The sequence below is a fragment of the Streptomyces sp. NPDC096339 genome, from assembly GCF_044762985.1.
GTDB lineage: Bacteria > Actinomycetota > Actinomycetes > Streptomycetales > Streptomycetaceae > Streptomyces.
Map to the genome: position 1 here is coordinate 47,861 of NZ_JBIWFI010000036.1, position 14,023 is coordinate 61,883.

Genomic DNA, 14,023 nt, shown 5'->3' on the forward strand with positions numbered 1-14,023 from the left:
CCTCCCGGTGTAAAGTGCACAGCGCCCTTGACCTGCAATGAGCGGGCAGGGAGCGGACGAGTCGGGAGTTTCCTCATGCTTCGCACCATGTTCAAATCCAAGATCCACCGGGCCACCGTCACCCAGGCCGACCTGCACTACGTCGGCTCCGTGACCGTCGACGCCGATCTGCTCGACGCTGCGGACCTGCTGCCCGGCGAGCTCGTGCACATCGTGGACATCACCAACGGTGCGCGGCTGGAGACCTACATCATCGAGGGCGAGCGCGGGTCCGGGGTCGTCGGGATCAACGGGGCCGCCGCGCATCTCGTGCACCCCGGGGACCTGGTCATCCTCATCAGCTACGCGCAGGTCGAGGACGCGGAGGCCCGGGCGCTCAAGCCCCGTGTCGTGCACGTCGACGGCGACAACCGGATCGTCGAGCTGGGTGCGGATCCCTCCGCCCCGGTGCCGGGTACGGATCAGGAGCGCAGCCCCCACGCGGTGGCTGTCTGAGGGGAGCGGGAATCGTGGCGATCGAGTTCCAGGACGAGCGCAAGGCCGGGCGGCTCTTCGCGGTCGAGGACGGCACGGTGGTCGGGTTCATCGCCTACTTCGTGCTCGCCGAGGCGCCCCACGCCCTGGTGGCGGTGCACACCATCGTCGAGCCGGACCACGAGGGCCGGGGCATCGCCGGCGGGCTGGTGAAGACCTTCTACGGAATCGCCGCCGCCGAAGGGGTGCCCGTGGTCCCGCTCTGCCCGTACGCGGCCAGCTGGGCCGCCAAACACCCCGACCAGGCGCCCCTGGCGCCGGCCGCGGTCGTGGCGGCGGCCAAGGCGCAGCTCGACGCGGACTCCGACCTCTGGTGACGGCCCCGACGGCCCCCGCCCTCGTCCTGCTGCACACCTCGGCCGCGCACGTCCCGGTCTTCGACGCGCTGCGCGACCGGAACCACCCGGGGGCCGTCCTGCGCCACCTGGTGGTTCCGGAGCTGCTGGACCGGGCCCGAGCCGAGGGGCCCCGGGCGGTGGCTCCGGCCGTACTGGACGTGCTCGCCGCGGCCCGGGCCGGGGACGAGGCCGGTTCCGGTGCCGGGTCCGGGCCCGTGCTGGTGACCTGCTCGACGATCGGGGCCACCGCGGAGGCCCTGGCCCCGCTGCTGGGCGCCCCGGTGCTGCGGGTGGACCGGCCCATGGCGGCCGCGGCGGTGCGTGCGGGTGCTCGGATCGCCGTACTGGCCACCGTGGAGTCGACCCTCGCCCCGACCGCGGAGCTCCTGGCCGAGGAGGCCGGCGGACGGCCCGTGTCGATCCGTACGCACCTGGTCGACGGGGCCTGGGAGCGCTTCGCGGCGGGCGACGGGCCCGGCTCCCTCGAACTCGTCGCGGCGGCCGCCGACGCCGTCACCGGAGCGGACGTCATCGTGCTGGCCCAGGTCTCCATGACCGGGGCCGCGGACCTGGTCACGACCCGGATCCCGGTGCTGTCGAGCCCGGGCGAGGGCCTGGCCGAGGGGCTCCGCCAGGTGGCGGTGCCGTAGGGGGCATTCCTCGCGCCATCGCGGGAAGGTGGTCCATATGGTGCGAAAACCCGAAGAAACGCAGCCTCCGGTCCCCGAGCCGACTCCGGACCCCAGCCCCTTCCCGGACCCCGAGCCGATCCCGCGCCCGGTGCCACCCGTGCCCGGCCCCTTCCCCGAGCCGGACCCGGTGCCTCCGCCGCCAGGGCCCGCGCCGGTACCGCAGCCCGGGCCCTGGAGCTGAGGGGACTCAGCCGGCCTGGACCTCGGAGCGGTCGCCGCTCCAGAGCGTGTGGAACGAGCCCGCGCGGTCCGTGCGCCGGTAGGTGTGCGCCCCGAAGAAGTCGCGCTGCCCCTGGGTGAGGGCGGCCGGGAGCCGTTCCGCGCGCAGCGCGTCGTAGTACGCCAGTGAGGCGGAGAAGGCCGGCACCGGGATGCCGTGCTGCACGGCCGCCACCAGAACGGCCCGCCAGTCCTGCTGCGCCGCGCCGATCTCGCCCGCGAACTCCGCGTCCGCCAGCAGGCTCGGCAGATCGGGCCGCGCGTCGTACGCCGCCCGGATCCGGTCCAGGAACGCGGCCCGGATGATGCAGCCGCCACGCCACAGCGAGGCCACCGCACCCAGGTCCACGCCCCAGCCGTACTCCTCGCTGCCGGCCCGGATCTGGTGGAAGCCCTGGGTGTACGAGACGATCTTCGAGGCGTACAGGGCCTGCTCCACCTGGGCGGCGAACGCGTCCGCGGCCTCCGGGGACAGCGGGGCGGCGGCCGGCCCCGGGAGCCCGCGCGAGGCCGCGCGCAGGTCCGCGTGGCCCGAAACCGAGCGGGCGAAGACCGCCTCGGCGATGCCCGACACGGGAACGCCCAGGTCCAGGGCGATCTGCACGGTCCAGCGGCCGGTGCCCTTCTGCTCGGCCGCATCGGCCACGACGTCGACGAACGGGCGGCCCGTCGCGGCGTCCGTGTGGGCCAGCACCTCCGCCGTGATCTCGATCAGGTACGAGTCCAGGCGCCCCCGGTTCCAGGTGCGGAAGGTCTCCGCGATCTTCGCGGGGGAGTAGCCGGCCACCTCGCGCAGCAGGTGGTACGCCTCGGCGATGAGCTGCATGTCGGCGTACTCGATGCCGTTGTGCACCATCTTGACGAAGTGTCCGGCGCCGTCGGGCCCGACGTGCGAGACGCACGGCGTACCGTCGGCGGCCTTCGCCGAGATCTTCTCCAGCATCGGGCCCAGGGAGGTGTACGACTCGGCCGAACCGCCCGGCATGATGCTGGGGCCGAGCAGCGCGCCCTCCTCGCCGCCCGAGATGCCGGCGCCCACGAAGTGGATGCCCTGCTCGCGCAGCTCCTTCTCGCGGCGGCGGGTGTCCTCGAAGTGGGCGTTGCCGCCGTCGATGATGACGTCGCCCTCCTCCAGCAGCGGGGCGAACTCGCGGATCACGGCATCGGTCGGGTCACCGGCCTTCACCATGATGACGAGCCGTCGGGGGCGCTCCAGCGCGTCGACGAACTCCTTCGCCGACTCGGCCGCCACGAAGGCGCCCTCGTGTCCGAACTCCTCGACCAGGGCCCGGGTTTTCGAGGCGGTGCGGTTGTGGACGGCCACGGTGAAGCCGTTGCGGGCGAAGTTGCGGGCGAGGTTGCTGCCCATGACCGCGAGCCCGGTGACGCCGATCTGGGCTGTGCTCGTGCTCATCGTTGCGCTCCTGCGTGCGTCGGTGTGCGGGGAAGACCGACGCTACCCCGGTGCCGGGGCATATCGATCTCCAACTCGTCGTGGTGGGGTCAAATCCCGCTGGAGTGCGCCCTGTTGCGCCCCTTGTCATGCCCTGGTCGGATGGTTAGGTTGTGGGGTTCCTGATGTCTTCGATGGGGGCTCCCATGGGTGTACGGGGCCGGCACCGCCGGTATCAGCCGAGCAGCATCAACCGCGCTTCGCTCGTCGTCACCGCGGGCGGGGCCGGGATCGCGCTCCCCTTCATCGGCGCCGGATCCGCGCACGCCGCCTCCGTGGACACCTGGAACAAGGTCGCCGCCTGCGAGTCGACGAACAACTGGCACATCAACACCGGCAACGGCTACTACGGCGGCCTCCAGTTCAGCCAGAGCACCTGGCGCGCCTTCGGCGGCACGGCGTACGCGGCCCGCGCAGACCTGGCCACCAAGGACCAGCAGATCGCGGTGGCCGAGAAGGTGCTGAAGGGCCAGGGGCCGGGAGCCTGGCCGAACTGCGGGAAGGCGGCAGGACTGTCGCGCGGGGGACAGGCGCCGACGGTCACCCCCAAGACCTCCCGGGGCACGGCGGAGCAGCCGCAGCAGGGCGGGCGGTCCCCACAGCCGCAGACCGGACAGACCAAGGCGATCCCGGCGCAGGGCACGGCGCCGCGTCCCACCGGGACCTCCGTCCTGCCGAACCCGTACGTCGTCGCGCCCGGCGACTCGCTCTCCGCGATCGCCACCGAACAGCACGTCGAGGGCGGCTGGCAGGCCCTGTACGAGACCAACCGGGCCACCGTCGGAGGCAACCCGGACCTGATCTACCCGGGGCAGCGCCTCACCCTGCGCATCACCGCCGCACCGGCACCGGCGCCGGCCGCGCCGCCGTCGCAGAATCCCGAGAAGCCGCCGCGCACCGCGGAACCCGTGAAGCCGGTGGAGCCGGCGGCCGCGAAACCCGCCGAAAAGCCGGCCGCGAAACCCGCCGAAAAGCCGGCCGAGAAACCCGCGGAAAAGCCGGCCGAGAAGCCCGCCGAGAAGTCGGAGTCAGCGCAGCAGCAGCCTGCCGCCGGCGGATTCACCGCCCCCGTCGACGCCGCCATCGGCACGCGCTACCACGTGGCGGGATCCTCGTGGTCCAGCGGCTACCACACGGGCGTCGACTTCCCGGTGGCGACCGGTACGTCCGTCAAGTCCGTCGGCCCCGGAGAGGTCGTCTCCGCCGGCTGGGCCGGGGCGTACGGCTACCAGGTCGTCATCCGGCACACCGACGGCCGGTACTCCCAGTACGCCCACCTCTCCGCGCTCGGCGTCAAGGCCGGCCAGCAGGTCTCCGGTGGCCAGCGCATCGGCCGCTCCGGCTCGACGGGCAACACCACCGGCCCCCACCTCCACTTCGAGATGCGCACGGGACCCGGCTACGGCTCCGACATCGACCCCCTCAAGTACCTCCGCTCGCACGGGGTCGACATCTGACCCCCGCACGTGCGGGGGCACGGTCGTCAGCAGGATCAGGCCCGCGGCCGCCGTCACCGCGCTGACCAGCGCCGCCGTCGCACCGAGGGCCCCGTAGCGGAAGCCCTCGCCGAACAGCGTTATGCCGACCGTCGCCGCGACCACCGGATTGACCACGGTCACCGTCGCCAGCGGCGCGGTCAGCCCGGCTCCCCGGTAGGCGGCCTGCGAGAGCAGCAGGCCGCCGGCGGCCAGTACCGCGATCGCCGCGAGGTCCGGCCACAGCCCGCCGAGCGCACCCGGCGCACCAAGGCCGGCGGAATCGGCCACGGACTTGGTGAACACCGAGGCCATGCCGAAGGCGGTGCCCGCCGCCGCGGCCAGCAGCACGGCGCGCAGCACCGCCCGGTGCACCCGGTGCGCAGCCAGGAACAGCACGGCCACGGCCGACGCGGTCACCATGAGCAGCAGGCTCGACTCGGAGTTCGCCGGCGCCCCCGCCGTGCCCGCGTTCCCGCCGGTCAGGGCCAGCAGTCCGGCCAGACCCACCGTGGCCAGCACCGCCCCGCGCCAGGCCGCCGCACCCGCGCGGCGCCCCACGAAGACGGCGGCCATGGGCAGGGCGAAGACGATGGTGAGGGCGCCGAGCGGCTGGACGAGGCTGAGCGGACCGTACGCGAGGGCCACCACGTGCAGCAGCGCGCCGAGGCCGTTGAGCCCCACCGCCACCCACCAGCCACCGCGGCGCAGAGGTGCGTAGGGCCGGTCCGGCGTGCTCACCGCGACCCGTTCCTGGACGATCGCGCCACCCGCGTACGCGACGGCGGACACGAGGCAGAGCAGGACCGACAGCGCCAGTGCACTCATGAAGTCCACAATGCCCGACCCAACTGCGCTATTCCTCCGCCCACAGGGGGTCACGAGTCGTACTCCGGACGTAGTACGGGAGTACTCGATCAAGCCCTCCCGGCGAGGTGCGGGACACCGGACGCGGTGCGTGCGGTGACTGCCCGATCGCGGTGCGTGAGGGTTCGCGGAACGGGTTTGGTTCCGGCCGCATCGGATCCGTACAGTTTCCCTTTTGGGACTTCCGCAGCAGGCGGATGCGGACGAGTGATCAAGGAACGGGCAGCGGCCATGACGGTGACCGACGAAACCAACGAGCACGCGCAGGCGTACGGGCCGGGCATCGACCCCGAGCGCCTCGCCGTCTGCCTCAGCGTCCTCGACGAGCTCGACAAGATCGACGTCGACCACCCGGACGCCATCACCGTACGCCGCGCCACCGCCGGCATCTACCGGACGGTCAAGCAGCGCCGCCGCCAGGAGCGCCGCGCCGCCAAGACCGCCAACGACAAGGCCGTCACCGAGGCCACCGCGACCGGTTCCGCCGAGCGCATCGACGACGAGACCGAGGGCATCCTGCCCACGTCGGTCACCGAGGCGGGACGGATCGCCGGAATACTCCAGCGCCCGCGCTCCTGCTACATCTGCAAGACGCGGTACGTCGAGGTCGACTACTTCTACCACCAGCTGTGCCCGGACTGCGCCCTGGAGAACCGCGCCAAGCGGGAGGCCCGCGCCGACCTCAGCGGCAAGCGCGCGCTCCTCACCGGCGGCCGGGCCAAGATCGGCATGTACATCGCGCTGCGGCTGCTGCGCGACGGCGCCCACACCACGATCACCACCCGCTTCCCCAAGGACGCCATCCGCCGCTTCAAGGCGATGGAGGACTCCGCGGACTGGATGCACCGCCTGGAGGTCGTCGGCATCGACCTGCGCGACCCGGCCCAGGCCGTGGCGCTCGCCGAGCAGGTGACCGAGGCCGGTCCGCTGGACATCCTGATCAACAACGCGACGCAGACCGTGCGCCGCCTGCCCACCGCGTACGCGGCACTGGTCGAGGGGGAGAGCGCCCCGCTCCCCGCCGGCGAGCTCCCCGCCCACCACGTCATCGGCGCCTTCAACTCCGGTGCGGTCGACGGCTTGGCGGCGCTGCCCATCGGGGTCAGCGGGCTCGAGGCGCAGAAGGTCGCCGACCTCGCCCTGGTCGCGGGCAACGCCAGCCTGGAGCGGCACATCGCCGGCACCGCCATCGACGCGGGCGGCCTGCTGCCGGACGTGGTCGAGACCAACACCTGGGTGCAGACCATCGACCAGATCTCCCCGGTGGAGCTGCTCGAGACCCAGCTGTGCAACTACACCTCGCCGTTCATCCTGATCAGCGCGCTGCGGCCGTCGATGGCCGAGGCCGCCCGCAAGGCGGCCAGCGGGCGCGCCTACGTCGTGAACGTCTCGGCGATGGAGGGCGTCTTCAGCCGCGGCTACAAGGGTGCGGGGCACCCGAACACCAATGCCGCCAAGGCCGCCATGAACATGGTGACGCGGACCAGCGGCCAGGAGATGTTCCAGACCGACCGCATCCTCATGACCTCGGTCGACACCGGCTGGATCACCGACGAGCGCCCGCACTTCGACAAGCTGCGCCTCGCCGAGGAGGGCTTCCACGCCCCCCTCGACCTGGTCGACGGCGCCGCCCGCGTCTACGACCCCGTCGTCCGCGGCGAGGCCGGCGAGGACCTGTTCGGCGTCTTCCTGAAGGACTACGCCCCCGCGAACTGGTAGCCCGCCCCGGCCGCCCGGCCGCCCGGCCGCCCGGCCGCCTGGCTGCCCGGCCCCGGTATCCGGCTTGGGTGCCCGGCCCCGGCCTACTGGATCCCCGCGATCGACCCCCTCGGTGAACCGAGGGGGTCGTCGCCGTTCAGGGGTCGTGCCGGGTGGGCGGGCCGTACGGGCCGGTAGGCCCCGGCCGCGACCAGCTCCAGTACCGGCTGCCAGTCCTCCAGTACGCCCGCGTCGAGGCCGGCCGCCACGGAGGCGTCCCGGGCCTGGCGCAGGGTCGCGGCCGCCTCCCGGGTCTCCTCCGCCACTCCCGGCTGCCGGGTCCCGCCCGCCACGTCACACCCGGAGCCCCCGGCGAGAGCGACGAGCAGGGCCACCCGTTCGCCGAGGAGGGGCCGGACCGCCGCCGCCGCGAGGTCGGCGCGAAACGCGCGGTCACCCGGACAGAGCAGCGTTCCGATCTCGTACACCAGGCCCGCGACCTGGAGTTCCTTGTCGAAGGGATGCGAGCGGCGCAGCAGGGCGGCGGTACCGAGCCCCCGGCCGCCGCGGCACGCGTGCAGAAGATCCATGAGCTCCTCCACGCTTGTGACGCAAGGGACTTCGGACCTCGACACCCCGGACCTGGCCACTGCCGTTCCTCTCCGTAGCACCGCGTACACCCGACATCGAGCAGACCACCCGCCCGGGACCCGCCGTCCTACGACTTGCTGAACTCGCGGCGAAACTGGGTGGACGGAGCGGATTTTGCCTTTCCATCGAGCGGGGGTCCGCTCATATGTGTACTCTGGGGCATCAAGACGGCCCCTATCCGGGCCGCGCTCCATAAAAGGCGCCACCGCGTCCGGAACCCTTTCCCTCCCTGCCCGACGCGGTCAGCCCGCCGGGTTACGCGACACAAAGGAGTGCGCGGTGACTGAAAAGACGAAGCCCGAACCGGAGTTGCTGGAGCGACCGGCCTCGCGCCGCAAGACGCGGTCCGACGAGCTCGGAAGCCTCGAAGTGTGGGCACGATCCGCCCCGATCCGACTGGCGGGGTACGAGGACGACCTGGCGGAATCGCACATCCTGCCCGGCATCGACTGACGCGAAGCAGCACCAAGCGCCCCCGTGCCCTCCCGCGCCGGGGGCGCTGCCCTGACCGCACCCCGGCCGGCCCGGGTGCCTGCCCGCGCCCCGGCCGGCCCGGGTGCCTGCCCGCCCGGAATCCGGCCTGGTCAGCGCGACGGCGCGATCGTCCGAGCGTGCCGTGGAGTTCCCCGAACCCGTACGCCGTGAGCGTCATCGCTGAGGGCGATCAAGGGTTCCGCCGCCCCCTCCGCCCGGGCAGGCTGCCTGCATGAAACTCCTGATGCTGGGTGGTACGGAATTCGTCGGACGCGCGATCACAGAGGACGCCCTCGCCCGGGGCTGGGAGGTGACCGTCTTCCACCGCGGACACCACGCGCCCCCGCCGGGCACCACGGCCCTGCACGGGGACCGCACCGCTCCCGGGGGCCTGGACGCCCTCGCCGAGGGGGAGTGGGACCTCGTCGTCGACACCTGGAGCGGCGCCCCCACCGCGGTCCGCGACAGCGCCCGCCTGCTGAGCTCCCGCGTCGGGCGGTACGTCTACATCTCCAGCCGCTCGGTGTACGCCTACCCCGCCCCGGCAGCGCTCGCGGAGAGTGCTCCGGTGGTCGAGAGCTCGCCCGACGCCGAGGCCACCGCCTACGCCGAGGACAAGCGGGGCGGTGAGATCGCCGCCCAGGACGCCTTCGGCGAGCGCGCCCTCCTGGTACGCGCCGGACTGATCATCGGTCCGTACGAGAATACCGGCCGGCTGCCCTGGTGGCTGAACCGCGCGGCCCGCGGCGGCCCCATGCTCGCCCCCGGCCCGCGCGACAACCCCCTCCAGTACATCGACGTACGCGACCTCGCGCACTGGACCCTGGACGCGGCCGAGGCCGGGCTCGGCGGCGCCTACGACCTGGTCTCCCCGCCCGGACACGCAACCATGGGCAGCTTCCTGGACGCCTGCACCGCCGCCACCGGTGGCCGGGCGGAACAGCGCTGGACCGACCCGGCCGTCATCGAGGAGGCCGGCATCGCGCCCTGGACCGAGCTGCCGGTCTGGCTGCCCCCGGGCGAACTGCACACCTACATGTTCGGCGGTGACGTCTCCAAGGCCCTCGCGGCGGGCCTCACCTGCCGCCCGGTCGAGGAGACGGTCACCGACACCTGGGCCTGGCTGGGTTCGATCGGCGGGGTCCCGCCACTGCGGCCGGACCGCTCCGCCAAGGGCATATCCGAGGAGCAGGAGGCCGCCGTCCTCGGACTCTGAACCGCCGGGACTCCGATCTACCGCGGCTGCGACCAGGAAGCCGCCGCGAGACGGGTCGGCGGCAGGTACTCGCGCACCAGCGTGCGGTGCCACCAGTCGCCCGTCTCGCGCAGCTCCCGCCAGGTCGTGTAGCGGTAGCGGTAGAGCCGTGCCCGGACGTACAGGGGCGGGGCGTCCGGGAACGGGTTGTGGCGCAGCAGCCTCAGCGTGTCGCGGTCGCCCGCCAGCAGTCGTTCCACGAACGGGCCGAACCAGTCCTCCGCGTAACCGGGGGAGATCGCCGCGAACCACATCAGCCAGTCCAGGCGCAGGTGGTAGGGGGCGAACTGGCGCGGCAGCCTGTGCGGTTCCCCCGGCTTGCCCTTGAAGCCGTACTCCAGCCAGGCGTCCTCGTCCAGTGGTGCCCGGTGGGCGCTGCCCGAGGCCGTGCCCTCGACCGCCACCTCCATCCGGACCCGGCCGACCGAGCCGAAGGCCCCGTAGGTGTTGACCAGGTGCAGGGAGTCGAAGGAGCGGTTCATCACCTGCCGCCGCGAGATCATGTTGAGCACCGGGTGACGGCTGAGGAACAGCACCAGGGCGCTCACCGCGCACACCACCACCACGTACCAGAGCGGCGCCCGGTGCGAGGCGGCGGCCGGGGGAGCGCCCGCGATCCCGGTGAAGTCCACGGCGGCCAGCGCCACCGTGATCGTGATCCAGTTCAGCCAGGCGAAGTTCCCCGACAGCACCAGCCACAACTGCGTCGCGATGATGATCCCGGCAGCGTACGAGGCCACCGGCTGCGGGGTGAAGAGCAGCACCGGGACGACCAGTTGGGTCACGTGGTTGGCGGCGCACTCCACCCGGTGGAGGGGCTTCGGCAGATGGTGGAAGAACCAGCTCAGCGGCCCCGGCATCGGCTGCGTCTCGTGGTGGAAGTAGAGGCAGGTGAGTTTGCGCCAGCAGGAGTCGCCGCGCATCTTGATCAGCCCTGCCCCGAACTCGACACGGAACAGCACCCACCGCAGCAGCCACAGCACCAGCACCGGAGGCCCGGCGCGCCCGTTGCCGAGGAAGACGGCGAGGAAGCCCACCTCCAGCAGCAGCGACTCCCAGCCGAAGGAGTACCAGGTCTGCCCCACGTTCACGATGGAGAGGTAGAGCAGCCACAGCACGGCCCACATCCCCATGGCCGCAGCCAGGGGCACCTCGTCCCCGGCCCCGGCGGCGAGGGCCGCGGCCAGAGCGGCCCCGGCCCAGGCGCAGCCGGCGAAGAGCCGGTCGGAGTAGCGCAGTTGGAACAGGCTGGGGGCGCGCCGGAAGGGCACGTACCGCACGTACCGCGGCACGGGCAGCATGCCGTGCGCCCCGATCAGGGCCCGGAACTGAAGGGCGGCTCCGACGAAGGCGAAGACGTAGACGCCGGCCAGGGCCCGCTGGAAGACCAGCCGGGCCAGCCAGTAGCCGGGCGCCGTGAACCAGTCCATCGCCTCCAGTATCGGACGGGTCAGGCGGCCTCGGCCAGCCTGCGCACGTGCCGGCCCAGCCAGCGGGCGTAACGGAGCTGGAGGAAGGGGATCACCGGCCCCGCGAGCCGGGTGTACCAGCTCTCCGGGCGGCTGAAGGCGGTCACCGTGAACCACACCGTGCCGTCGGGGTCGATCTCCACGATGAAGGACTCCTCACCGGATTCCGGGTGGCCGGTCAGGGTCCCGTACGCGAACCCCACGCGGGCCGGCTCGTAGGCCGTCCAGATCACCTCGCACGGGGCGTCGATCCGCAGCGGCCCGAGGCCGATCCCCACGACCACCCGGTCGCCGGGGCTGACGGCGCCGTCCGCGGCCCGCACCCGCATGCCCGAGGTGCGGTGGGCGTGGAAGGTGGTCACCGCGGTACCGGCGGCCTCGAAGGCGGCCCGGCCGTGCCCGACCCTGGTGCGGTGGCGCAGGTGGTTGTATCCGGCGGGCAGCGGCAGGCGGGCCGTGGCGCCCCGGTCGGGGTAGCTGACGGTCTCCCGGCCGGCGCTGATGAGGCGGGTCATGACGGGGTCTCCTCGAGGTGTGCGGTCGGGCGGATGTCGGGGCGGACGGCCGGGCCCGTGTCGGGACTGCCGGCGGGGCCGTCGCCCGGGCCCGTTCCCGGCGCGGCGTCGGAGCGAAGCCGGCGCCAGGCCAGCAGCGAGCACAGGGCGAATCCGAGGGCGTTCCCGAGGCCATGGGTGGCGGCCATCCAGGTCAGGGTGGGGTGCACGATGCCGGTGGCCTCGCCGGCCGCCCACCACAGGGCGAGCAGCATGGTCGCAGGCAAGACCACCGCCGACGTGGAGAGCAGCGCCCGTGTGGTCCGGTCGCGCGCCCCGGGCCGGATCTCCCGCCAGGTCAGCAGGGCCACGGCCCACATTCCGGCGGTGAGGACCACGGCGCCCACCAGCTCGGCCCAGTCGTCGACGAAATAGCCGAGCAGCACCAGCAGGGTGCCGACGGGGACGCTGTACGCGGCCCCGCGAGACAGCCCGTCCGGAGGCCCGGTGCGGGCCGCAGCCCGGCAGACCAGTCCGGCGACCAGGGCGGCCGTGAACCCGGCGAAGTGGAAGTGCGGAACGGTCAGCGCCAGGATGTCGAGGTCGAAGCCGAAGAGCCGGACCCCGGCGCGCTCGGCGACCAGCGCGGTCCCGGCGATCGAGGGCGAGACCAGCGCGGTGGCCACGGCGATCTCGGACGGGCGGGGGAGCGAGCGACCGCGCAGCAGCCGGGCCAGGGCCCGCGCCGCGAGGCCCAGGCAGGCGCAGGCATAGAGTGCCGCGAGCGCCGTGGCGGCCATCCCGCGCGGCAGCCAGAGGGACAGGGCCCCGGCCGTGGCCGGCAGGCGCCAGAGCCGGGCGGCCCGGCCCAGTCCGGCAGGGTCGATCAGGCGCAGGCCGGCCGGGACCACGTAGAACATGCCCAGGGTGACGATCATGTTCACCAATACCGTCACCCTGGGCTCCCCCGATATGCGCGGCCGACGAGTTGAACGCGTTCAACTCACGGTGATGACCTTACGAGGTTGCTTGAACATGTTCAAGTGGTGCTCCGGTTGCGACACTCCCGGGCATGCGGCAGACAAGAGTGAGCAACTGGGGCGACAAGGGAGATCCACGTGTACGGACCGACACCTCCGACACCTCGTCAGGCGCCGCGTCGTCATGCACCGGCCGGCGCAGCCCTGTTCGCCGCGCTGGGCCTGTTCGCGGCAGGCTGTGGCGGACACGACAAGGCCACGGCGAACGCCGGACCCGAGAGCCAGGAGGTCTACCTCCAGCCGGTGGCCTCGGCCGGCCCCGACCCCTTCACGACCTCCTCGGCCACCGCCGAGTCCGCGCCCGTGCAGCCCCCGCTGCCCAATCCGACCGGACGCGGCATCCGCACCGTCAGCGCCGACACCCCCGGCCTGTACGGAGGGACCCAGCGACTGGGCAGCTGCGACGTGGAACAGCAGGTCCGCCACCTCACCGAGGACAACGCCAAGGCCCGCGCCTTCGCCGAGGCCGCCAGCATCGAACAGGCGAAGATCCCCGAATTCCTGCGGGGCCTCACCCCCGTCGTGCTCCGCGCCGACACCCGGGTCACCAACCACGGATTCCGCGACGGCCGCGCCGACGGCTACCAGTCCGTCCTCCAGGCCGGTACGGCCGTCCTCGTCGACGAGCACGGAATGCCCCGGGTCCGCTGCGGATGCGGCAACCCGCTGGGCTCGCCGCGGGCCGCGAAGGGCGCCCCGGTGCACAAGGGCGACGCGTGGAACGGCTACCAGCCGAACCAGGTCGTCGTCATCGAACCCACCGTCCACGTGATCAACAGCCTGGTGATCGTCAACATCGCCGACAACACGTGGCTCGAACGCAAGCACGGCGACGACGGCGCCCAGGACCGCCCTCCGCAGGTGGTGCCCCGGTTCGACCCCGCCGACGGCATCCCGTCCGGTCCGTCCACCGACTCCGGGGGCACACCGCCGGGCACCGCCCCGGGCGACCCGTGCGCGGGTCCCGGCACCGACGGCCGGGCCCGGACCTCCCCGCCCGCCACCCCGGACCCCGCGGTGACGGACTGCCCGCCGAGGTCGCCGCTCTCGCAGGACCCGGCCGCGCCGTCGAAACCGGTCTCCCCGCAGCAGCAGCAACCGCTGCCGCCCTCCGACGCGCCCCTGGACACGCCGTCCGACCTGCCGCCGCAGTTCCCGTCCGAACCCGGCGTCCCCCTGGAGCCCGACGGTTCGACACCGGCGCCGACCGACCCGAACGACCCCTTCGCCACTCCGCCCGGGGACCCGTACGCGGACCCGTACGCGGACCCGTACTCCACCCCGAACGGCGACCCGAACGGGGACCCGAACCTCAGCCCGCCGCCCTCGGACCCGGGGTACTCGCTGGAGAGCGCCTGACCGGC

13 protein-coding genes and 1 pseudogene are annotated in these 14,023 nt (G+C 73.0%); 8 read left to right on the forward strand and 6 right to left on the reverse strand.

The window, feature by feature from the left end:
- The first annotated feature begins 75 nt into the window (after positions 1-75).
- The 3 genes from panD to ACIQ5Y_RS32445 are packed head-to-tail and all read left to right on the forward strand — an operon-like array spanning position 76 to position 1,522.
- Positions 76-495, forward strand: a complete 420-nt coding sequence (gene panD / locus ACIQ5Y_RS32435; protein ID WP_403888584.1) for an aspartate 1-decarboxylase — start codon at positions 76-78, stop codon at positions 493-495.
- An 11-nt stretch (positions 496-506) separates the two neighbouring features.
- Positions 507-851 (forward strand): GNAT family N-acetyltransferase, encoded by a 345-nt coding sequence (locus ACIQ5Y_RS32440; protein WP_403888687.1) that lies wholly within the window; start codon positions 507-509, stop codon positions 849-851.
- Positions 848-1,522, forward strand: coding sequence for an aspartate/glutamate racemase family protein (locus ACIQ5Y_RS32445; protein ID WP_403888587.1), 675 nt, complete (start codon positions 848-850; stop codon positions 1,520-1,522). The genes ACIQ5Y_RS32440 and ACIQ5Y_RS32445 overlap by 4 nt, the downstream gene beginning before the upstream one ends.
- 229 nt (positions 1,523-1,751) lie before the next feature.
- Here the strand turns inward: ACIQ5Y_RS32445 and gndA are convergent, their stop codons facing one another.
- Positions 1,752-3,197, reverse strand: coding sequence for an NADP-dependent phosphogluconate dehydrogenase (gndA, locus tag ACIQ5Y_RS32450; protein WP_403888590.1), 1,446 nt, complete (start codon positions 3,195-3,197; stop codon positions 1,752-1,754).
- Between the two features lie 185 nt (positions 3,198-3,382).
- Between gndA and ACIQ5Y_RS32455 the strand changes: the two genes are divergently transcribed.
- Positions 3,383-4,693, forward strand: coding sequence for a transglycosylase family protein (locus ACIQ5Y_RS32455; protein ID WP_403888594.1), 1,311 nt, complete (start codon positions 3,383-3,385; stop codon positions 4,691-4,693).
- A 111-nt stretch (positions 4,694-4,804) separates the two neighbouring features.
- Here ACIQ5Y_RS32455 and ACIQ5Y_RS32460 read toward each other — a convergent pair.
- Positions 4,805-5,539, reverse strand: a pseudogene (locus tag ACIQ5Y_RS32460) (DMT family transporter); the annotation flags it as partial.
- 270 nt (positions 5,540-5,809) lie between these two features.
- On the opposite strand from ACIQ5Y_RS32460, the gene ACIQ5Y_RS32465 reads away from it, so the two are divergent.
- The gene (locus ACIQ5Y_RS32465; RefSeq protein ID WP_403888597.1) at positions 5,810-7,297 is read left to right on the forward strand and encodes an SDR family NAD(P)-dependent oxidoreductase; all 1,488 of its coding nucleotides are present in this window, start codon (positions 5,810-5,812) and stop codon (positions 7,295-7,297) included.
- 83 nt (positions 7,298-7,380) lie between these two features.
- Here ACIQ5Y_RS32465 and ACIQ5Y_RS32470 read toward each other — a convergent pair whose 3' ends face one another.
- On the reverse strand, positions 7,381-7,866 hold the full coding sequence (locus ACIQ5Y_RS32470; RefSeq protein ID WP_403888599.1) for a hypothetical protein: 486 nt from the start codon (positions 7,864-7,866) through the stop codon (positions 7,381-7,383).
- 340 nt (positions 7,867-8,206) lie between these two features.
- On the opposite strand from ACIQ5Y_RS32470, the gene ACIQ5Y_RS32475 reads away from it, so the two are divergent.
- Both ACIQ5Y_RS32475 and ACIQ5Y_RS32480 read left to right on the forward strand, forming a co-directional pair.
- Positions 8,207-8,380: a hypothetical protein gene (locus ACIQ5Y_RS32475; protein ID WP_384589656.1), complete on the forward strand. Its 174-nt coding sequence runs from the start codon at positions 8,207-8,209 to the stop codon at positions 8,378-8,380.
- Between the two features lie 253 nt (positions 8,381-8,633).
- Entirely contained in the window at positions 8,634-9,617 is a 984-nt protein-coding gene (locus tag ACIQ5Y_RS32480) for an NAD-dependent epimerase/dehydratase family protein (RefSeq protein WP_403888602.1), read from the forward strand.
- Positions 9,618-9,634: 17 nt separating this feature from the next.
- Here ACIQ5Y_RS32480 and ACIQ5Y_RS32485 read toward each other — a convergent pair whose 3' ends face one another.
- Genes ACIQ5Y_RS32485 through ACIQ5Y_RS32495 form a run of 3 tightly spaced genes read right to left on the reverse strand, consistent with a single transcriptional unit; the run spans position 9,635 to position 12,575 of the window.
- Entirely contained in the window at positions 9,635-11,086 is a 1,452-nt protein-coding gene (locus tag ACIQ5Y_RS32485; RefSeq protein ID WP_403888604.1) for a lipase maturation factor family protein, read from the reverse strand.
- A gap of 20 nt (positions 11,087-11,106) precedes the next feature.
- Complete coding sequence (locus ACIQ5Y_RS32490) at positions 11,107-11,640, reverse strand: DUF1990 family protein (RefSeq protein WP_403888607.1); 534 nt, start codon at positions 11,638-11,640, stop codon at positions 11,107-11,109.
- Positions 11,637-12,575 (reverse strand): YndJ family protein, encoded by a 939-nt coding sequence (locus ACIQ5Y_RS32495; RefSeq protein WP_403888610.1) that lies wholly within the window; start codon positions 12,573-12,575, stop codon positions 11,637-11,639. The genes ACIQ5Y_RS32490 and ACIQ5Y_RS32495 overlap by 4 nt, the downstream gene beginning before the upstream one ends.
- Positions 12,576-12,737: 162 nt before the next feature.
- On the opposite strand from ACIQ5Y_RS32495, the gene ACIQ5Y_RS32500 reads away from it, so the two are divergent.
- Entirely contained in the window at positions 12,738-14,018 is a 1,281-nt protein-coding gene (locus ACIQ5Y_RS32500; protein ID WP_403888613.1) for a DUF6777 domain-containing protein, read from the forward strand.
- The last annotated feature ends 5 nt before the right edge of the window (positions 14,019-14,023 follow it).

Excerpts from the sequence above, each read along its gene's own strand:
- ACIQ5Y_RS32465 (WP_403888597.1), top strand. The coding sequence starts at position 5,810 with ATGACGGTGACCGACGAAACCAACGAGCACGCGCAGGCGTACGGGCCG.
- panD (WP_403888584.1), top strand. The coding sequence starts at position 76 with ATGCTTCGCACCATGTTCAAATCCAAGATCCACCGGGCCACCGTCACC.
- ACIQ5Y_RS32485 (WP_403888604.1), bottom strand. The coding sequence starts at position 11,086 with ATGGACTGGTTCACGGCGCCCGGCTACTGGCTGGCCCGGCTGGTCTTC.
- gndA (WP_403888590.1), bottom strand. The coding sequence starts at position 3,197 with ATGAGCACGAGCACAGCCCAGATCGGCGTCACCGGGCTCGCGGTCATG.
- ACIQ5Y_RS32470 (WP_403888599.1), bottom strand. The coding sequence starts at position 7,866 with ATGGATCTTCTGCACGCGTGCCGCGGCGGCCGGGGGCTCGGTACCGCC.
- ACIQ5Y_RS32455 (WP_403888594.1), top strand. The coding sequence starts at position 3,383 with ATGGGTGTACGGGGCCGGCACCGCCGGTATCAGCCGAGCAGCATCAAC.
- ACIQ5Y_RS32480 (WP_403888602.1), top strand. The coding sequence starts at position 8,634 with ATGAAACTCCTGATGCTGGGTGGTACGGAATTCGTCGGACGCGCGATC.
- ACIQ5Y_RS32490 (WP_403888607.1), bottom strand. The coding sequence starts at position 11,640 with ATGACCCGCCTCATCAGCGCCGGCCGGGAGACCGTCAGCTACCCCGAC.